The sequence below is a fragment of the Nannocystis sp. RBIL2 genome, from assembly GCF_026626745.1.
Taxonomy (GTDB): Bacteria; Myxococcota_A; Polyangia; order Nannocystales; family Nannocystaceae; genus Nannocystis.
Window position 1 is genome coordinate 993,396 of sequence record NZ_JAPNJW010000002.1, and the last position, 18,506, is coordinate 1,011,901.

Sequence of the window (18,506 nt, forward strand, 5' to 3'; positions counted from 1 at the left end):
GCGAGCCGGTGACCTGACCTTTGGGTCATGTCAGCCGGCTCACCTCCGGCGGCTTGACTCACCAGCAGTAGCTGCCGTCGCCGTTGGGCAGGCCGACCAGCTCGCACGACATCCCGGTCGGGCAGTCGGCGTCGGTCACGCACTCGAGGAAGCACGCCTTCTGCATCGCGTCGATGGCGAGGCAGCGCGTGATCGCCGGGCTGTTGGGCTTCGGCGCGCACTGGGCCTCGGTCTGGCACAGGACCGTGCAGAAGCCGTCGAACGCGACCATGTCGGCGTCCTGCAGGCTGAGGCAGCCGCCGCCGTTGAGCCCGGGGCACATGTCGCTCGGGAAGCAGTTCGAGTAGAGGCCGGTGGCCGGCTGCGGATCTTTGGCCGGCGGCGGGTCGGTCGTCATCATCATCGTCGTGCTCGAGCTCGACGACGAGCTGGTGTCGTCGGTGGTCGAGCTCGACGTCGAGCCGGTGGTCGTGCTCGTGCTCGACGACGAGCTCGAGCTCGACGTCGTCTCGTCGGTCGTGTTCGGCTCCGAGGTCGTCTCCGGCGGGTCGGAGGTCGCCGGCGTGCTGGTCGCGGTCGGATTGTCGTTGGTCGTGTCGACCGGCGTGGTGCTCGTCCCGGGGTCGCCCGACGTGTCGTTGGTGGTGTCGCTGGTCCCCGGCGTGGTGCCGGGCGTGGTGCCGGGCGTGGTGTTCGGGTTCGTCGCGCTGGTCGGCTGGTTGGTCGCAAACCCGGAGAACCCGCTGGTCTGGTTGTCGTCGTCGCCGCAACCGGCGGGCGCAACGAGAAGCCCGCCGAACAGCACCACTCGCAAGCCACGAAGGATAAGCATCGCCGTCGTACCTCCGCGCGCGACGCCTGTCGCCCGCCACAGCAGCAATCCCAAACCGCGCCAGGAGCGTCAAGCACGATCGCCCCGGCGATCGCGGCCCAGTTTATGGTCCTGCTGGCCACACAGGCCGCGTCATGCCCCAGCCCGCATCCGCGAGCGCACCCGCCTCGACAGCGGCAGCAGGAGCCACGCCAGCGCCGCGCCCTCGGCGATGCTGCGGACCACCACGAACAGCACGCTGACCGTCGCGCTCCAGCGAGGCATGAGCGGCGGACCGGGCTCGCCGAGACCGAGGCCCGGCAAGAGCCACACCTCCGGCGCCCGACACAGCACCAGCGCCGCGGCCAGCAGCCCGAGCGCCGGCGCCAGCTGGGCCCGCGGCGCCTGCCCGGCGAGCCCGAGCCCCAGCGCCAGCACGGCCGCGGGGACGCACGCGAACCACAGCTGCTGGCCACGCGGCGCGAACACCGGGGGGTCCGAGAGCGACGGCCAGCCGTGCATCACCGCGATCCCCACGAGCGCCAGCAGCAGCGCCCACGGCACGCGCCGCCACCACGCGGACGACCTGTCCGATCGCACACCCCAGGCCAGGCCGAGCGCCGCCAGCAGACCCGCGACGGCGACACGCAGAGGTCCCGGCCGCGGCAGGGTCACGCCGGAGGCCGGGTCGGCGAGCGCGTCGGACCACGGACGCCCGCGTGCGTCGCTGGGGAGCTCGGCCCCCAACGCGTCCGCGAGAGCCCGCGCGAGGTCGACGAGGTGGATCGACGCGATCGTCGGCGACGGCGCGATCCCTGGTCCCGCGACGCAGCCGCGGACGATCCGGATCTCCGGCTCCTCGCCGCCGTGCCCGCCCGCGGGGCGATGCCCGTGATCCGCGAGGACGATCCACAGCGCGTCGGCCGGCCCCGCGGCGCGCAGGCGACCCAGCAATTCGTCGGCGCCGCGGACCGCCTCGGCGTAGGCACTCGAGGCCGCGCCCGCCGCGTGGCCGGCCTCGTCGACGCGCAGCACGTGCACATGCACGAGTCGCGACTGTGACGCGACCGCCGCGACCGCGTGCTCGGGGAACTCTGCGCGCCACGCCTCCGGGTCCTCGGGGTCGCGCGACGGATCGGGCCGCGTGGTCGCGAAGCCGAACGAGCGCACGATCTCGGGGTGAGACTCGGCGAGGGCCACGCTGTCCGCGACCTGGGCCGGGCTCGCGCCGGCCGGCGGCGCCTCGAGCTGCGTCGCGCGGTACTGCAGGCCCGACTGCTGCTGCGTCCGCCCGGTCCACAGCGCCGCCTGCACCGGCAGCGAGACCGTCGGGAAGCCGACGTCGATCCGCAGCTCCTGCCCGGCCGCGCACACTGCCGACAGCGCCGGCAGCGAGCGCGCCGCCGCGGCCCCGAGGCCGTCGAGCAGCACCACCCGCACGCGCGCCGTGGGGCCCAGGCCCGGGCCCGAGGATGTCCCGAGGAACATGTCCATCGGGACCTGTCCGTCGCGCCCGACGAGCGCGCGCACGAACGCCTTGCGGGCCGGGTTGGCGCCGAGGGCCAGGGTCGCCAGCACGGCCGCGCCGAGCAGCCAGCGCGCCGCGGGGTTGGTGCGGAGGGCAGTCACCCGCCGGGCACGCTAGACCGGCGTCTCGCGCGTGTCGAGGCCGGGCATGACGCCACGAGCAACGCGCCCCGGGCTCACCACTCATAGCGAGCTCGGGGCCGACGCCGCGAGGGCACGCGGAGTGATTTGGGGGCGGCGGTCAGCCGCGCCGCTCTCGCAGCGACTCGCTCACGGCGACAGGCGGGCCAGCAGCGCCACCACCGCCGTCTCGACCCGCAAGATCCGCGGCCCGAGGTCGATCGCCTGGGCCACCTGCGCCAGCGCGGCCGCCTCGGCCGGGATGAACCCGCCTTCGGGCCCCACGATCAGCGTCACCGGACCTATCGGCGTGCGCGGGCACGGCGTCGACGCGCCCGGGTGGGCCACCAGCGACGTGCGGCCCTCGCTCAGCGCAGGCAGGCGTTCGCGGACGAACCGGCCGAAGTGTTCCGGGTGGATCTCGACTGTCGGCACGATCGTGTCGCGGGCCTGCTCGAGCCCGAGGCGGAGGTCGTCCGCGATCGCCTCGGCGTGCAGGCCGTGGCTCGAGAAGTAGCTGCGTTCGACCCGCTCGGCCCGGAACAGCGCGAAGCGCTTGACCCCGAGCGCGGTCGCCTGCTGCAGCACCTTGCGCAGCGTCGGCGGCCGCGGGAGCGCCAGCGCCAGAGTGACGTCGAGGGCCGGCGGCGGCGGGTCCGACAGGCGCACCAGCAACTCGGCCGCGTGGCCGTCGAGGGCGACGATCGTGGCCCGACCGATCGCCCCGCCTTCGACCCCGACGCCGACCTCGTCGCCGGCGCGCGCGCGCAGGACCTCGCGCAGGTGCTGCAGTCGTCTGTCCGAAAGGACAGCCCGGTACGAGCCCGCCTCGGCCGGCGCGAGCTCGTCCGGGCGCAGCAGGATCAGGTTCACTGCCCGAGCTGCTGCTGGCGGGACAGGTACGCGAAGGTGCTGGCGATCTGGAACCCGAGCAGGCGGCCGATCCACGGCAGCGCCTCGGGCTCGGTGGCCAGGCGAATCTCCGCCGCCAGCACGCGGACCTTGGCGGCCTCGACGTCGTTGCCGCCGAGCCACAGCGTGACGGCGCTGTCCTCGAGCAGGTTGGCGACCTGGGCCTTGAGGTCGGCGCGCAGCGTCTCGTCGCCGCGGGCGCCGTCGAGCAGCGCGTCGTAGCGGGCGTCCTCGGGGCTCTGCTCGTTGAGGTCGGGGTGCTTCTCGTTGACGCGGCGCATCATCGGCTCGACGTCGATCACCGGCGGCCACACGTTCACCCGCGCGTTGGCGAGGGTCATGATGACGTTGTCCTTGTCGGGCGTGAAGTCGACCGGGGGCAGCACGCCATCGAGGAAGCTGGTCGGGCGGCTCGTCGGCGCCTCGCCGAGGTGGACCAGCATGTCGTCGAGCTGGCGCGGCACCGCGAAGCCGGACGACAGCGTCTGCTCGCGGGCCCAGCGGATGCGGGCGCGGGCCCAGTCGGCCGGCACGCGGCGGTCGCTGCCGCGGTCCCAGTCGCGGATCATCCGCGAGCGCTGGCCGTCGGTCTGCACGTACGTCGCGAAGTCGACGATCTGGTCGCGGCCGCTGATCGCCGCCACCCACAGGTAGCTGCGCTCTTCCTGCGGCGCGCTGATCATCACCCGCGACAGGCCGGGCGTGCTCTCGGTGTCGACGACCGCGACCGCCGCGAGGTCGCCGCGGAGGTCCTTGAGGTCGCCCGCCGACCAACCGCGCGGGGCCTCGGCCTCGGGGATGGTCACGCCCTTGCTGCGCAGCGTGTGGATCGCCTTGCGCGCGGCCTTGCGGACCTGTTTGTCGTCGTGGTCCTGCAGGGCGACGAGCGCCGCGGCGTCACGAGCGGCGACGAGTTTGGGGATCGACTCGAGGAGAGCGGGGCCGGATGCCATGCGCGGCGATTACTACATCCCGTGGTCGAGCGCAAAGGCCGGCTTGAGGTCCGCGCCGGTGCCCCAGCGGCTCCGCTTCCACCGCCCTTCGGCGGCCGTCTCCCACGCCAGGGCGGTGCGGGTCAGGCGAAGGGCGATCCCGCCGTCGCCCTCGAGGTCGCGGGTCTCCCCGGGATCGGCCGCCAGGTCGTACAGGCGCTGCGCGTCGCGGCCGCTGCCGACGATGAGCTTGTAGTCGCCGAGGACCGCCGCGCGGGCGCCGTCCCCGAGGTAGGCGACCACCAGCCGAGGCGGCGGCTGTGGGTCGTCGATCAGCGGCACCAGGCTGTCGCCCTGCCACTGCGGCGGGAACGGCAGCCCCAGCAGGTCGGCCAGCGTCGGCGCCAGGTCGAGCAGGTCGACCGGCGCAGTCACTCGCCCCGGCGCCAGCAGGGCCGGCGCGCGGATCACCAGCGGCACCCGCAGGCTCTCCTCGTGCAGCGAGAACCCGTGCAGCGCCCCGCCGTGCTCGAAGAACTCCTCGCCGTGCAGCCCGACCAGCACCAGCGCCGCCTCGTCGAGCCCGCCCTGCTCCTCCATCGCCGCCAGCAGGTCGGCCAGCGCCGCGTCGACCACCTGCAGCTCACCGCGGTACAGCCGGCGCACGTAGTCGCGCTGGGCCGGCTCGGCCACCACCCGGCCGGCGCGCACCCGCCCGAGCCACAGGTGCGTCAGGTGCGGCAGCGGCGCGTCGGGCGGCGGCGGCCCGCCGACGTGCTCGCGCGGCGGATCGTAGGGCGCCTGCGGATCGGTCATGTCGGCGTACACGAAGCGCGGCGCCGGCCGGCCCGCGATCGCCTCCAACGCCGCGCGCACCACCGATCGCGCGTCCTTCCCGGAGCCTGTCCCTTGGGTCATGTTACGGACGAAATCGAGGCCCTGGACCAGCCCGCGCTCGGCGTTGAAGTCGGCGTTGGCCGCGACCGCGACCCCGTAATAACCTGCCCGATCGAGCAGCTCCGGCAGCAGCACCTGGCCGTCGGCGACGAACGTCCCGCGCACCGTCGCGTGGCCGGGCGGCGGCACCGACGACAGCAGCGCCGCGTGGGTCGGCACCGCCCACGGCGACACCGCGTAGGCGCGCTCGAACACCAGCGACTCGGCCGCCAGCCGCTCGACCGCCGGGAACCGCGGCCCGCCGAGCAGCACCCCGAGCAGGTCGTCGGCGCGCGCGCCCTCGACCGCCAGCACGATCAGGTCGCGCGGCTTGCGTTCGCGGCGGTCGACCGGCCGCGAGCGGCCCGCGACCAGCTGCAGCACCCGCAGCGTCGCCCCCTCCCCGCCCGCCGGCGTGCGCACCTCGATCCGCAGCGGCTGCCCGCCGTAGCCCGAGAGATCGAGGTCGCGGCCGGCGGGGCCGAGCGCCCCGTCGAGCAGCAGCGCCGGCGGCCGGCCCTCGCGGTGCTCGGCGTCGGTGCTGACCAGCACCGCCACCTCACCGCGGCCCTCGACGCGCAGCCGCCCGCGCCGCGGCGCCAGGGCGTAGAACACCAGAGATGTCCCCTGGGACAGGTCGAGCGAGACCTCGTCGCCCTCGCCCGCGTGCACGCGATAGCCGCCCGCCTGCGCCGCCGGCCCGGCGACGATCGCCGCGCGCGGCCCGACCTCGACGCGCCCGATCGCCGCGCTCGCCTGCCCGCCACGACCGAGGCGCGAGAAGTGCAGCCGCAGCCGGTTCTCGCCCGCGCGCACCAGCGCCGCCGGCAGCGAGAACGTGCGCCGCTCCCACTGCTCGCCGATCGACAGGTGCGCCAGCGGCTGCTCGTTCCACAGCGCCGTGACCGCCTGCCCCGGCACCATCGCCCGCAGCGTCACCGCCATCGCCAGCCCCGGCTGCCCGTCGCTGTCCGGGTGCAGCCTCGGCGCCAGCTCACCGTCAAGCGGCAGCGTCAGCGTCCCGCCGGCGCCGAACACCAGCGCCCCGCGCTCCTCGCCGAACTCCTCGCCCAGCCGGATCGCCGCACCCGTCCCGAGGTCGAGGTTGGCCCGCGCCTGCACCCGCCCGAGCTCGACCACCAGCCGCCCGTCGACCAGCGTCAGCGCGCCCGGCCGCTGCGCGATCAGATCCTGCCACAGGTCGGCCGTGACGATCCGGGCCACCGGCGCCGGCGCGGCCGGCCGCGGCGCTGCAGCCGGCGCGGGCGCACCTTCGGGCTTGCTGCCCTCACAGCCAGGTCCGAAGAGACATGTCAACGAGAACATGCCCGCCAGAGCATGTCCCTTCCACCATGTCCTGAAGGACAGACCTGCAACGGCCCGCCCGGTGCCGCGCTTGCCAGCATCCCCCGTCGAGCAGATCAAGCCTGGCGCCCGCGACCCAGCGTGCCTCGCACGAGCCGCCTCGGCCGCACCTCCGGCCACGACAACCGCACCAGTCGGCCTCGCCTTCGCGTCCGCCCGCTCCTCGTCGGCCAGCTCCCGCGGCTGCGCGGCGGCCTCGCTCTCTCGCTCATCTGGCCCGAAGTCCATGGCCCGAAAGTCCTGCTCCAAACGCCATGCGCGAGCGCGGCGCGCTCACCCGTCCTGCCCCTTGATCTCGCGCGGCTGGCGGGCGGGATCGCGGACCAGCCCGAACACGATCGCCAGCAGATCGTCGTCGCTCACCACCATGGCCGCCGCCTCGCGGCCGGGGGCCGCCGCCAGGCCCACGAGCACCGCATCGAGCACCGCCCCGCGGCGCCCCGGCTCGAGCCCGCCGACGAGCTGCTGCAGCGCCTCCTTGCGGGTCGCCGCGTCGCCCGTGGTCGCCAGCGCCGCGGCCGCCCGCACCCGCGCCGGGCCGCTCAGCCCGCGCAGGGCAGCCAGCCTGGCCGCCTGCATCGCGTCGACGCCGCAGAACGCCTCGGCCTCGACCGGCAGCGCGGCCCCGCCCGTCGCCGAGGGGTTACTCGTCATGTCCTTCACGCCATGTCCCGGAGCACCTGCTCCTTTGACCATGCCCTTGTCGCCAGGTCCTCTGGAACCTGCCCGTTTGGACATGTCCTTTTCGACCGCCAGCCGAGGGTCGCCGAGCGGCGTCAGCGGGGCCAGCTCGGCCGCCAGCTGCGCCGGCGCCAGGGCGGGCGCAGTGACCCCGGGGACGTCGCCACCGAACGCCCGCTCGAGCCGGCGGAACCCGGCCGGGTGCGTGAGCACCACCGAGAGCTCGGGCCACAGCGCCGCGCGCACGAGCGCGGCCGCCTGCTCGTCGGTCCACGCGTACTCGGCCAGCGCCAGCGCCAGCGCCTCGCGGGCATGCCAGCGGCGGGCCGGCGGGACCTCGGCGAGGTAGCTCTCGACCCCGCGGATCAGCGCCTCACGGCCGGCCTCGGCCTGACGCGGCGCCCAGGCGTCGTTCGCGTCCCGCACCGCCCGCACCGTCAACCGCAGCCGCACCTCCTCGGCCTCCGCGCCCTCGACCCCGTGCAGCAGCAACTGGCGCAGCGCCAGCAGCTCGTAGTGGCGCGCGTCGATCCACCCGGCCATCCGCGCCGCTCGCCGCCACACCGCGCGCGGATCGGCCGAGGCCGCCGCCGCCGCCTGGGCCAGCTGATCGGCGTGGTCGCGGCGGCCCAGCACCAGCGCCAGCTCCGCCTGCAGCGCGAGCTGCCCGGCGGCGACCTCCTGCGGCACGTGGGCGAGGTTGTCGGCCAGCGCCTCGGCGGCCACCCGCGTGTCGGCGGCGTACATCAGCGGCACCGCCACCCGCCCGGCGCAGTCGAGCGTCAGATCGGCCTCGATCGCCCCGCGCAGCGCGTCCCCGAGCTCCGGCGCCCCGAGACCCTCGGCGCGGGCCCGCTGGAGCGTCGCCGCCAGCGGACCGCTCGCGCCCGGGGCCAGCGACTCGGCCAACAGCGGACACGCGGCCCCGCGCGGCCCCGCCGGCGCGCGCGCGTGGGCCGACTCGGTCGCGCGTCGCTCCTGCTCCGAAAGCCATGTCTCTCCGAACACCTGCACGACCGCCGCGCGGTCGTCGGCGTCGCCGCAGCGCTCGCCGCAGGCCGCCTGCTCGAGCACGATCGCCGAGCCGGCCGCGCGCACGAGGTCGTCGGTCGGCGCGCTGCGGACCACCGTGGCCAGGGCCAGCGCCGCCCACGGCCGCCCCGCCGCCAGCTCGTGCCGGGCCTCGGCCGCCGCCAGCTCGGCGATCGCCGACAGCCCGCGCGCCTGCCCCTCGGCCAGGCCCCACGCCGCGATCGCCAGCGCCTGGTCGCGCCGCCCCGCGGCCCCGCGCAGGCGCGCCAGCTGCAGCAGCCGCGGCAGCGTCGAGGCGTCGACCGCCGCGCGCGCCGACCACAGCGCCGGCGGCGGCACCAGCCGCTGCGCCGGCCCGCTCGCACCTGATCCAGAAGACATGTCCTTTCGGCCAGTCGCAGTGTCTGTCCCTCCGGACAGCTTCGCAGCGCCCGCGCCTGCCTGAGTCGGGCTGGCTGTGCCTCCGGACAGCTCCGCCGGACCGGCCGAGGCTCCGGCGGTCGTGCCTGTCCCCGCGGACAGCTTCGCATCCGCAGCGGACGCGCCCTTGCCCGACGAACCTGTCCCCATGGACACCTTCTTGCCGCCCGCCGAGCTCCGCTTCGCCTCCGCCTTCTCGCCTCCGCGCTCCCCCGCCGTCTCGCGCGCCAGCTCGTCGGCCACCGCTGCCGCCCGCTCCGGCGCCGCCCGACCGCCGAGGCTGCCCGTCAGCGCCATCTCGGCGCTCGGCAGATCTCCCAGCAGCACGAACACCCGCCAGCTCATCGCCGCCGCTCCGGGGTCGTCGTCTGCCGCGTCGAGCAAGCGGATCACCGTGCTCGCAGTCGATCGCGCCGCGTCGTCCCCCGGCAGCTCGTAGCCCGGCCCCAGCTGCGCCAGCCGCAGCCGCACGTAGTCGCGCGCAAGCTGCGACACCCGGGCGTCCGCCGCCGCGACCACGTCGGCGGCCGCCGACTCGCCGATCCACCCCCGCAGCTCGTCGAGATCGACCAGGTCGAGCCCGAGCTCGCCGCGCAGCTCCGCCGCCAGCAGCTCGGCCACGTCGACCGGCTCGAGCTGCACCGCCAGCTTGGCCGCCGCCTCGCGCAGCGCCGCCGGTCCGGCCGCACGCGCCTGGGCGAGCGCCTGCGTCAGCGCCTGCGTGCGCGCGTCGAGCGACGGCGGCCGGCAGCGCTCGCCCTCGCAGCCGACCAGGGTCCGCTGCGCCCGCGCCTGGATCTTCGCCGCCGCCACCACTTCTTCGTGCAGCGCGCGGTCGGTCCGCCACTGCACCTCGTCGGCGCTCGACTTGCCCTTGGGACAGATCATCGCCACCCGCCGGAGGTCGAGGTCGGCCGCCAGCGCCTCGCCCTCGGCCAGGAACCGCGCCGCCCGGCGGCGGAACAGCCCGCAGACGTCCTGCCGGCCCGCCAGCGGATCGGTCTCGAGGCTGGCCGCGCGGGCGTAGTGCGCCGCCGCCAGCCCGGTCAGGCCGTCGGTCGCCTCGAGGTCGGCGAGCGCCACCAGCGACGGCAGCTCCGCGTGCTTGCGGAAGTCGCGGAGGAGCACCGCTCGCGCCTCGTCCGCGCGCCCGAGCGCCACCAACGAGCGGGCCCACGCCCGCGCCGCCTTGCCACGCGGCAGGATCCGCGCCTGCCCGGCGCGAGCCACCACCTCGTCGTGGCGGCCCTGGTCGGACAGCCGCGGCAGGCGCGAGTGACACGCAACCGTACCTGTCCCGAAGAACATGGCCCAAGCGACCAGCGCTTTCTGCCATGTGCCAAAGGACCGGCGCGCCCGTGCCTCGATCGTCGCTCCTTCGTCCTGCCGCTCGGAGCCTTGCAGCTCGCGTCCGTCAGCCGTCACGCCTCGGGCCTGCGGACCGGACCGGCCCGGCCCGCCCTCGGTCGTCGTCGACCGCACCTGCGGATCGGACCGGCGCGACACGCCTCCCTCGAACGTCGACGCCCGGCCCTGCCGATCGGAGCCATGCCGCTCGCGTCCGCCGGTCCTCATTCCCTCGCCCTGCCGATCGGACCCGCCAGGCCCGCCTCCCTCGGTCGTCCTTGCGTGGCCCTGCCGATCGGACCGGCGAGGGCCTCCGCCGGCGGCGGTCGTCATTCCGCGGCCCCGCCGACGGGAGCCGGACAGGCCAGCGCCGCCGCGCCGCCCGCCTCCTCGATCAGCTTGGCCAGCAGCCGGCGATCGCCCGCGCCGAGCCGATCTTCCATCCCTTTGGCCGCGCACAGCGGCTCCTTCGCCGAGTCCGAATCGCCCAGCGTGATGTAGCCGCTCGCCAGTCGGAGCTGGCCGATCGGCCGCTCGGGGTGGGCCTCGACCTCCTTCTCGAGCAGCTCGATCCCCGTCTCCGAGTCGCCGTGCTTGAGCAGCCGCGACGGCGCCGCCACGTACAGCGACCCGAGCAGATGCGTCGCGGCCCCCTCGCGGAAGTCGGGCTCCTTCTCGCGGGCCTTGCGGGCGTACGCCTCGGCCTCGGTCACCAGCCCGCCCGCCTGCAGCCCGCGATTTTCTGCCAGGCGGCCGGCGATGGCGGCGCGGGCGAACGCGTAGGCGGGCGTGTCCTCTTCCCAGCTCGTGATCAGCGCGTAGGCGTCCTCGCGGTCGGACGGCTTGTCGGCCTGGGCGTCGATCTGGGCCTCGAGCGCCTCGTAGACGGCGATCGGGTCGTGGGCCTCGGCGGCCGCCGCGAACTTCGGGTTCTGCGTGTTGCCGTGCGGGCGGCAACCGGCGAGCGCGACGAGGATGACGGCGAGGAGCGAGCTGCGCATCGCCGGCAGGAATACCACGGCGCTCGCCACGCGGTCACTTGTCGTAGGCCGACATCACGCTGGCGTAGTCCGACGCGCTCGCGCTCTTGAAGGCCGACAGCCCGGCTTCGCGGCAGGTCGCCTTGCCGTCGCCGGCGCAGATCTTCCCGAGGCTGCTCTGGAACGCCTTGCGCTCCGCCGCGGGCGCCGACGGGAACGCGACGACCACCATCGGCGGCAGCTTGTCGGACGCCCAGATCGACTTCACCGCCGCGCCGCCCTCGATTTTGCTGAGCTCGGCCAGCTGCGCGTCGTCGACGAGGGCGCACTCGGCCTCGCCGCTCGTCACCTTCTTCAGCGTCTGCACCGGTCGCTTGGTCTCGACCAGAGTGAAGTCGCCAAGCGTGAACTTGCCGGCGCCGATCACCTTGTCGATGAACTTGCGGTCGTCGGCGTGGTCGCTCGCCAGGGTCTTGCCCTTGCAGCCGGCCAGGTCCGCCTGGGTCTTGCTGATGATGTGGTACTGCCGCCCGCCGGCCTGAGCGACCTCGGCCTGGCCGATGACGTCGAGCTTGTGCTTGGGACCGAGGGCCAGGAACGCGGCCAACGACATGATCCCGTAGTGCGGGTCGACCGAGTGGATCTGCGTCTCGGCGGCTTCGCGGCTCGTGAGATACTTGCCCGCGCTCGCGGTCCAGCCGTTCTGCTTCGCCACCACCGCGATGAGCTTGTCGATCAAGGGTTGGGCCTGCGCCGCGCTGCCGACTCCGTGCTCCTTGATCACCAGCACGTTGACGGTGCCATCACCCGCCTTGGCCGTTTGCGTCGCCGTCCCGACGGCGGCACAGCAAGCGGCGGCGAGGGCGATGGAAGCGAGTCTGCGTGTAACGGGCATGTTGTCTCCTGGCGCGCTTGGACGGGCCTGCCTATGAACTATGCACCGTCTCGCCGCCGCGGCGAAATCTAGCGCGGGCGGCCCGCCCGCCCGCGTTTACGAGCGAATCGCCGAGCTCGCCAGAGGCCTCTCGACCGTCCGCCAACTCACGCCTTGCGGCCTTGCGCATGACCCCGAGATCGGCCTGCCGGTGATCGGCGGCACAATCCGGTCACGCGCGCGAGCTCGGGCGCCGGCACGGCATGAACGCCAGCAGCAGCGCCAGCGCGACCGCAGCGCCCACCGCAGCCAGGCCCCACGTGCTCGGACTCGTCGCCTCGCTCGCCAGCCCGAGCGCCGCTCGGGCCTGCGCCAACACGCTGCCCCGCTCGCTGAGCCCGAACAGCGGCGCCAGCGTGGTGTAAGCGGCGATCGTCGCCAGCGCGTAGAACAGCCCGAGGATCCAGCTGCGGACCCGCGGATCGAGACCGGAGCCGGCGATCTCGACCGAGTGCGTGGCGTTCAGCACGTCCTTGGCGAACATCGGATCGTTGCGCTGGCGCACGCTGTCGAACAGCTCGAGCTCGCGGTCGACGAAGCGGCCGAGCTCGGCGCGGCACTCCGGATCGGACTCGACCAGCGCCCGGAGCTCCGGCGGCAGCCACGTCTGGCCGCGAGGGTCGCGCTTGAGCGTGCTCGACTGCACGTCGAGCTCCTCGAGGAAGCCGCGCAGCCGGACGATCGATGGCGATGCTTCAGGCATCCTCGGCCTCGACCTCGCCCGAACCCCAACCATCGAGGTGCTCGCGCAGCATCCGCTTGGCGCGGTGGAGGTGCGTCTTGACTGTCCCGAGAGGCAGCTCGAGGATCTCCGCGATCTCGGGGTACGACACGTCCTCGAGGTAGTACAGCATCACGACCGCCCGGTAGCGCTCGGGCAGCGCGCCGATCGCCGCGTCGAGGTCCTTGCGCATGTCACAGCGGTTCGCGGACGTCGAAGTCTCGGGGGCCATCGCGCCGGCCTCGAAGTTCTCGGGCAGCGCCGCCAACTCGCGCACGCGGGCGCGGTGGTTCAGATAGACGTTGTAGGCGATCCGGTACAGCCAGGTCGAAAACCGGGCCCGGCCCTCGAAGCCACACAGACCGCGATAGGCGCGGAGGAACACCTCCTGCGCGAGGTCGTCGGCGAGATTGCGGTCGCTCGTGAGGCGCAGGAGCAGGCCGCGGACCTTGCCCTGATGCCGCCGGAGCAGCTCGCCGAACGCCTTTTCACCGTCGGCCCGGCCGGCCGCCTGGACCAGCGCGTCGTCACCGAGATCGGCCAGATTCTGGGTCTTGCGGAGCCCGAACCCGAGCCAGGAGAGCGCTGCTGTGGACACCTTGCTCATGAGTTCCTCTTGCGCGACGCGGCGAACGAAGCGAGATAGCCGAGACCGATAAAGCCGGGGATGAGGCCCGTGGGGCCGAGGCCGGGCATGCTGACCGAAGCGCCGAGCAGACCCAGCCCGGCGAAGATGAGCACGATCCCGCGTCGCAGGTCGCCCTGGGCCGACGACGGGAACAGGTCGTGCGGGGGATCCATGCCCTTTTCGAGGTAGCGTCGCGCCAGCTCGAATCGGCCTTCCTCGCCGCGCTGGCGGATCCTCACCACCGCGATCACCGCGATCACGAGCAGCGCCAGGAACGCCACATCGACGACCACCGACGACGCGCACACGTCCGCGCCGCCGCTCGGTCCGGTCGGGCCGCCCCACCAGAACGAGCCGATGCGGGTAAAACAGCCGCGGGTCGCCATCGCGGCGCCCTCGACCAGGTCATCGATGTGCAGGCCGAACCCGCCGTAGTCCAGAGATGACAAGAAGGTGCGCAGCATCGACCCTCGTACGACCCGACCAGGGTCCCCGCGGTTTCACCCGGAGGCAAGCGACGATGCAGTCAGTTGCTGGCAATACCGCGCCCACAGGGCCTCGAAGGTGAGATGTTGTGGGGGCTCGGCCTCTGCATCTGCAGCCCTCACCCCGCGCAAAACCTGCGCGGCCGCCCGGTAGGCCGCCTCGACCGTCGCCGGCAGCTCGGCCGGATGCGCCGCGCGCGTGGCGTCGACCAGCGCCGCGAACTCGGCCCCCTCGCTCACCCCGTAGAAGACCCCCTGGATCTCGACCTGCTCCTTGAACCACGCGTCGACATCGCCGCCGGCCGGCGCGTAGGCGCAGGACAGCACCGAGCACGCCAGTTCCTCCCACAGCAGCGCCCGCTGCTCCCGAACCCGCAGGTCGAGCGGGATCAGCCCGTAGTCGAAGCCGTGGTCGTCGGCCAGGCGCCCGGCCTGGATGGCGTGGGCGAACTCGTGGACCAGGTTCGGCAGGCCGGCCGCGACCACCACGAACGGCCTGTCCCCCGGGTCGTCCGCGCGGCGAGCCCGGATCAGGTTGTCGTCGCCCGCCGCGATCACCACCTCCGCGCCCATCGCCGCCAGCGCGCGCGCCATGACCGGCAACAGCGGCGCCCCGGCATCCGGGTGACCTGGCTCGACGAACAGGTTCAAGCCCGCCTCAGAACGCCCACTGCAGCCCGAGCACCACCTCGCGCCGGCTGGCCCGCAGATCGGCGCGCAGCCGCTTCTGCTGCAGCTTGCCGACCGTCAGCATGGCGATCCCGCCGGCCAGCAGCAGCACCCCCGGGATGAGCAGCGCGGCCGTGGCGCGATTTCGCGCAGGCTCCAGACAACCGTTGCCGGCGCGGTCCTGGCGCGGATCGCAGGCCTCCTGCTCCGCCAGCGTGTTCACCTTCGCCTGCGACATCGCGATCCCGCCGCCCGTCAGCACCGCGCCGATGCCGAGGAACACCGCTCCGCTGCGCACCCAGCTGCGGGCCCGCTGCGCCTCCGGGCTGTCGACGAGCGGGTCGTAGGGCACCTCGTCCTCGTCCTCTTCATCCTCGGCCGGTCCCTCCGGCTGCACTGGCGGCGTCGTCGTCTCCGGTGTCGAAGCCGACGGCGCCGTCGCGCTCGCCGAGCTCGTGCCCTCGGTCGACACCGGCGCCCCGGTCGGCGCCACCGCGCCCGCAGGCGGCTGGGCGGGCGGCGGCTCCGGCACCGCGGGCGTCGTTTCGGCGCCCGGCGCCTCCGGACCCGAGGACGTCGCCCCGCCGGCGCCCGGCCCCTCGATCACCGCGTCGTCGCCCGTGTACTCGCGCGTGGTGGGCGGGCCGGCGAGGAGCGACCCACTGACCAGGACATGCAAGGCGACGCGCAGCACGGGCGGCGAGACTACCACGGCCCCAGGCGCGCGAAAGGCCGCGGCCGGCCCGAACGGCCTCGCCGCCGGGTTTCCCGCCCCGCCTTGAACAAACCGCGGCGGCGGGTCACAGTCCCCGCGTGCTCCTCACCACCGCGCTCGCCGCCGTGCTCCTCGCTGCACCGGCCACGCGCGCCCAGGACTGCCCGTCGCTCGCCCTGCACGTCGGCCCGGTCGACGCCCCCCTGGCGATCTCCGCCTTCCTCGATCCCTTCGCCTCCACTGCTTTCGGCGTGTGGCTCGACCTGCGGCGCTTCGTCGCCGATCACGAGGGGGCCGTCGGCGTGCGCGTCATCCCCGTCGCCACCAGCATGGTCGAGAGCCTGGGCGACACCCGGATCTTCCGCCTCCTGCTCGGGGCCGGCGCCCGCGGCCGCCAGGAGGCCGCCTTGCGAGTCCTCGATCGCGACGGCCGCGATCGCCTCGCAGTCCGCCTCGCCGATCCCGCCGCCCGCGCCGTCCTCGCCGGCGAACTCGGGCTGCGTCCCGAGGATCTCGCCGCGATCGTCGACGATCGCTGCCTCGACGTCGCCATGCGCGCCGGCAAGGCCGAGCTCCAGCGCCTGCATCAGGCCGCGGGCGGCTACCTCGGTCGCCCGCCGATCTTCCTCGTCGGTCAGGCCGCGGCCTTCGAGGACGGTCCCGGCCTCGAGCGCGTGCGCGGCGAGCTGGCCCGCGAGGCCCAGCGCCTGCGCGCCAATCGACCGCCGGTGCGACCGCTGGTGGCCGCGCGACGCGGTGTCAGCCAGCGGCTCATGCGCCCGCCGGTCCAGGCAGGCATGTTGATCGGTGGGGTCGGCCTCCCCCATCGCCTCGTCGTGTTCGCCGAGCACGACGAGCACCCCAATTTCTCGCTGCTCGCCCCTGTTCTCGAGTTTCGTCGGCAAAACCCCGGCGTCCTGGCCGTGCAGGTCATCGCTCGCGGCACCAACACCGGCGCCCGGCAGCTGCGGGTGCGCACCTGCGTGGCCGAGCGGCTGGGGCTGCAGCTCGAGTACCTGCGGATCCTCGCGCGCGAGGACGAAGGCGCCCGCAGGGAGCCGCGGAGCGCCGCGGCGGCCGAATTCATCGCCCGGCTCGACGAGGCGCCCGAAGCGCAGACCTGCGAGCTGGGCGAACCTGAGCTCGAGCGGGGGCCTGGAGGCATCACCGCGTTGCCGGAGGGCGTATGGCTCGACGGGGCCGCGGTCGGCCAGAGCGATCTCGACGCGCTCGCCGCCAGGCTCGCAGGAGCCGACGCCGCCCAGCGCCCGCTCGATGCCGTATTCTCGGCAGCGGCGCCGGAGCCCTGAGGTCCGGCCGCGATGAGGTCCATGGCGATGGAGATCAAGCACTGGGCAGCGACCGATGTCGGGCGAAAGCGGTCGCACAACGAGGACAATTTCCTCGTCGACAAGAACCTCAACCTCTTCATCGTCGCCGACGGCATGGGCGGCCACGCGTCCGGTGAAGTGGCGAGCGCGCTCGCGGTCCACACGATCCGCGACGTCGTCAGTCGAGAGCGCGACTTGCTGACGCGCATCGGTGACTTCGACGCGACCGCGCAGATGGAGCTCTGCACGCTGCTCGAGTACGCCGTTCACTCGGCCTCGGCGCAGATCTATTACAAGGCCCAGCAGGAGCCCGAGAAGCGCGGCATGGGCACCACAGTGGTCGCGCTGCTCATCATCGGTCAGCGCGGCTTCATCGCCTACGTCGGCGACAGCCGGATCTACCTCAGCCGCAACGGCGTGGTCTATCCGCTCACCGAGGATCACTCGCTGATGAACGAGCTGATCCGCAGCGGCAAGGTCCGCGCCGACGAGTTCGCGGTCAGCCCGTACGCCAACTTCAAGAACGCGATGACGCGGGCCGTCGGCGTCTACGAGCACGTCGAGGTCGACATCCTCGACTTCGAGATCCTGCCGGGCGACGCGTTCCTGCTGTGCTCCGACGGCCTCTACGACTACCTCGACGACGCCGAGATCGCCAGCAACCTCGCGCTCTCCAACATCGAGGACATCCCGGGCCGCTTCATCGACCTCGCCAACAGCCGCGGCGGCAAGGACAACGTCACCGCGCTGGCCGTGCAGGTCCGCGGCGACGCCACACGCGTCGCTCAGCTGCAGTTCACCGTCGAGACCCTGCGCCGCGTCCAGCTGTTCGAGGGCCTCACGTATCAGCAGCTGTGCAAGCTGATGAACATCTCGCGCGTCCAGGCCTGCCACAAGGGCGAGGTGCTCGTGCGCGAGGGCGAGGAGGCGGGCGACCTGTTCGTGGTGCTCGACGGCCGCGCCACCCTCTCGCGCGGCGGCAACCACCTCGTCACCGTCAACGCCGGCCTCCTGCTCGGCGAGACCGACCTCGTCGGCACCGACACCGCGCGCATCACCATCACCGTCGAGGCCAACGGCAAGCTGCTGAAGATCGGCCGCCGCGACCTGCAAGAGCTGATGCGCCGCGACCACGCGCTCGCCTCGAAGCTGCTGTGGAGCCTCGCCACCGAGCTCGGACGCCGCCTCGAGGACTCGCAGTCGCAGCTCGCCCACGCCATGGGCGACAACAGCGAGCGCACCATGGTCGTCGACGTCAGCGAGACCGAGCCCGACACCGACGCCGACGCCGACGTCGGCGTCGACGTCGACACCGACGAGACCGAGTCGTTCGTCGAGACCAACCCGCGCGGCCTCGTGATCCCCAAGCTCACCAAGGCCGAGCCCGAGCTCGTCGAAGAGATCGAAGAGATCGAAGACGTGATGGATGACGGCAACTGATCCACGAGAAGCGGCGCTCGTCGCCGCCGCCTTCGAGGCCCGTGGGCACGCTCGCTGCCCGCACAGCGGCTTCGCCGTCGGCTGCGCCCTGCGCGACGCCGGCGGCACGATCTGGACCGGCGCCAACGTCGAGAACGCCAGCTACACCCTCGGCCTGTGCGCCGAGCGGGTGGCGCTCTTCTACGCGCTGACCCACGGCGCCGCCGCGATCGAGGCCGTCGCAGTCGTCACCGGCGCCGACGTCCCTGCCCCGCCGTGCGGCGCGTGCCGCCAGATCTTGTTCGAGTTCGCCGCCGACGCCGACCTCGTGCTCGTCACCACGAACGGCGCCCAGCTGCGCTCCCGGGTCCGCGATCTATTGCCGCTGGCCTTCGACGCCAGCTTCCTCGCGCCGCGCGTGCCATGAGCTCCGAGCGCACGGACGACACGCTGTCTGCGAGCACAGCGCTGCCGACCCGCGTCGCCACGCCGCCGATCGGCGACGACGTCGTGACCATGCTTCCCTCGGAAGCGCCCGCGC

Annotated in this window: 16 protein-coding genes; 3 read left to right on the forward strand and 13 right to left on the reverse strand. The window is 73.8% G+C overall.

Annotation, left to right across the window (positions count from 1 at the left end; all coding sequences use genetic code 11):
* Positions 1 to 58: 58 nt before the first annotated feature.
* The 13 genes from OV090_RS29145 to OV090_RS29205 all read right to left on the reverse strand — a co-directional run bounded on the left by OV090_RS29145 (position 59) and on the right by OV090_RS29205 (position 15,194).
* Positions 59 to 832, reverse strand: coding sequence for a hypothetical protein (locus OV090_RS29145; RefSeq protein WP_267707899.1), 774 nt, complete (start codon positions 830 to 832; stop codon positions 59 to 61).
* A gap of 132 nt (positions 833 to 964) precedes the next feature.
* Positions 965 to 2,440 (reverse strand): alkaline phosphatase family protein, encoded by a 1,476-nt coding sequence (locus tag OV090_RS29150; protein WP_267707900.1) that lies wholly within the window; start codon positions 2,438 to 2,440, stop codon positions 965 to 967.
* A 168-nt stretch (positions 2,441 to 2,608) separates the two neighbouring features.
* Positions 2,609 to 3,322: an RsmE family RNA methyltransferase gene (locus OV090_RS29155; RefSeq protein ID WP_346660431.1), complete on the reverse strand. Its 714-nt coding sequence runs from the start codon at positions 3,320 to 3,322 to the stop codon at positions 2,609 to 2,611.
* Between the two features lie 5 nt (positions 3,323 to 3,327).
* Positions 3,328 to 4,323 (reverse strand): hypothetical protein, encoded by a 996-nt coding sequence (locus OV090_RS29160; RefSeq protein WP_267707902.1) that lies wholly within the window; start codon positions 4,321 to 4,323, stop codon positions 3,328 to 3,330.
* A 12-nt stretch (positions 4,324 to 4,335) separates the two neighbouring features.
* Positions 4,336 to 6,564 carry a sulfatase-like hydrolase/transferase gene (locus tag OV090_RS29165; RefSeq protein WP_267707903.1) on the reverse strand — a complete coding sequence of 743 codons (2,229 nt, stop codon included), beginning with the start codon at positions 6,562 to 6,564 and terminating at the stop codon, positions 4,336 to 4,338.
* A 312-nt stretch (positions 6,565 to 6,876) separates the two neighbouring features.
* Positions 6,877 to 10,044, reverse strand: coding sequence for a hypothetical protein (locus OV090_RS29170; RefSeq protein WP_267707904.1), 3,168 nt, complete (start codon positions 10,042 to 10,044; stop codon positions 6,877 to 6,879).
* A gap of 368 nt (positions 10,045 to 10,412) precedes the next feature.
* Positions 10,413 to 11,084 carry a hypothetical protein gene (locus tag OV090_RS29175; protein ID WP_267707905.1) on the reverse strand — a complete coding sequence of 224 codons (672 nt, stop codon included), beginning with the start codon at positions 11,082 to 11,084 and terminating at the stop codon, positions 10,413 to 10,415.
* A gap of 34 nt (positions 11,085 to 11,118) precedes the next feature.
* Positions 11,119 to 11,958 carry a PhnD/SsuA/transferrin family substrate-binding protein gene (locus OV090_RS29180; RefSeq protein WP_267707906.1) on the reverse strand — a complete coding sequence of 280 codons (840 nt, stop codon included), beginning with the start codon at positions 11,956 to 11,958 and terminating at the stop codon, positions 11,119 to 11,121.
* A 211-nt stretch (positions 11,959 to 12,169) separates the two neighbouring features.
* On the reverse strand, positions 12,170 to 12,700 hold the full coding sequence (locus OV090_RS29185; RefSeq protein ID WP_267707907.1) for a hypothetical protein: 531 nt from the start codon (positions 12,698 to 12,700) through the stop codon (positions 12,170 to 12,172).
* Complete coding sequence (locus OV090_RS29190) at positions 12,693 to 13,325, reverse strand: sigma-70 family RNA polymerase sigma factor (RefSeq protein ID WP_267707908.1); 633 nt, start codon at positions 13,323 to 13,325, stop codon at positions 12,693 to 12,695. The genes OV090_RS29185 and OV090_RS29190 overlap by 8 nt, the downstream gene beginning before the upstream one ends.
* Positions 13,322 to 13,810, reverse strand: coding sequence for a DUF6249 domain-containing protein (locus OV090_RS29195; protein ID WP_267707909.1), 489 nt, complete (start codon positions 13,808 to 13,810; stop codon positions 13,322 to 13,324). The genes OV090_RS29190 and OV090_RS29195 overlap by 4 nt, the downstream gene beginning before the upstream one ends.
* Positions 13,811 to 13,846: 36 nt before the next feature.
* On the reverse strand, positions 13,847 to 14,482 hold the full coding sequence (locus tag OV090_RS29200; protein ID WP_267707910.1) for a hypothetical protein: 636 nt from the start codon (positions 14,480 to 14,482) through the stop codon (positions 13,847 to 13,849).
* A 7-nt stretch (positions 14,483 to 14,489) separates the two neighbouring features.
* Positions 14,490 to 15,194, reverse strand: coding sequence for a hypothetical protein (locus tag OV090_RS29205; protein ID WP_267707911.1), 705 nt, complete (start codon positions 15,192 to 15,194; stop codon positions 14,490 to 14,492).
* Positions 15,195 to 15,313: 119 nt separating this feature from the next.
* Between OV090_RS29205 and OV090_RS29210 the strand changes: the two genes are divergently transcribed.
* Genes OV090_RS29210 through cdd form a run of 3 tightly spaced genes read left to right on the forward strand, consistent with a single transcriptional unit; the run spans position 15,314 to position 18,392 of the window.
* Positions 15,314 to 16,525: a hypothetical protein gene (locus OV090_RS29210; protein WP_267707912.1), complete on the forward strand. Its 1,212-nt coding sequence runs from the start codon at positions 15,314 to 15,316 to the stop codon at positions 16,523 to 16,525.
* A gap of 27 nt (positions 16,526 to 16,552) precedes the next feature.
* Positions 16,553 to 17,986, forward strand: coding sequence for a protein phosphatase 2C domain-containing protein (locus OV090_RS29215; protein WP_267707913.1), 1,434 nt, complete (start codon positions 16,553 to 16,555; stop codon positions 17,984 to 17,986).
* Positions 17,973 to 18,392 carry a cytidine deaminase gene (gene cdd / locus OV090_RS29220; protein WP_267707914.1) on the forward strand — a complete coding sequence of 140 codons (420 nt, stop codon included), beginning with the start codon at positions 17,973 to 17,975 and terminating at the stop codon, positions 18,390 to 18,392. Before OV090_RS29215 ends, cdd begins: the two co-directional genes overlap by 14 nt.
* The last annotated feature ends 114 nt before the right edge of the window (positions 18,393 to 18,506 follow it).

What these genes read in the sequence shown, in the direction of transcription:
- OV090_RS29145 (WP_267707899.1), bottom strand. Translation starts at nt 832, where the DNA reads ATGCTTATCCTTCGTGGCTTGCGAGTGGTGCTGTTCGGCGGGCTTCTC.
- OV090_RS29160 (WP_267707902.1), bottom strand. Translation starts at nt 4,323, where the DNA reads ATGGCATCCGGCCCCGCTCTCCTCGAGTCGATCCCCAAACTCGTCGCC.
- OV090_RS29165 (WP_267707903.1), bottom strand. Translation starts at nt 6,564, where the DNA reads ATGTTCTCGTTGACATGTCTCTTCGGACCTGGCTGTGAGGGCAGCAAG.
- OV090_RS29170 (WP_267707904.1), bottom strand. Translation starts at nt 10,044, where the DNA reads ATGTTCTTCGGGACAGGTACGGTTGCGTGTCACTCGCGCCTGCCGCGG.
- OV090_RS29175 (WP_267707905.1), bottom strand. Translation starts at nt 11,084, where the DNA reads ATGCGCAGCTCGCTCCTCGCCGTCATCCTCGTCGCGCTCGCCGGTTGC.
- OV090_RS29180 (WP_267707906.1), bottom strand. Translation starts at nt 11,958, where the DNA reads ATGCCCGTTACACGCAGACTCGCTTCCATCGCCCTCGCCGCCGCTTGC.
- OV090_RS29185 (WP_267707907.1), bottom strand. Translation starts at nt 12,700, where the DNA reads ATGCCTGAAGCATCGCCATCGATCGTCCGGCTGCGCGGCTTCCTCGAG.
- OV090_RS29190 (WP_267707908.1), bottom strand. Translation starts at nt 13,325, where the DNA reads ATGAGCAAGGTGTCCACAGCAGCGCTCTCCTGGCTCGGGTTCGGGCTC.
- OV090_RS29195 (WP_267707909.1), bottom strand. Translation starts at nt 13,810, where the DNA reads ATGCTGCGCACCTTCTTGTCATCTCTGGACTACGGCGGGTTCGGCCTG.
- OV090_RS29215 (WP_267707913.1), top strand. Translation starts at nt 16,553, where the DNA reads ATGGAGATCAAGCACTGGGCAGCGACCGATGTCGGGCGAAAGCGGTCG.
- cdd (WP_267707914.1), top strand. Translation starts at nt 17,973, where the DNA reads ATGACGGCAACTGATCCACGAGAAGCGGCGCTCGTCGCCGCCGCCTTC.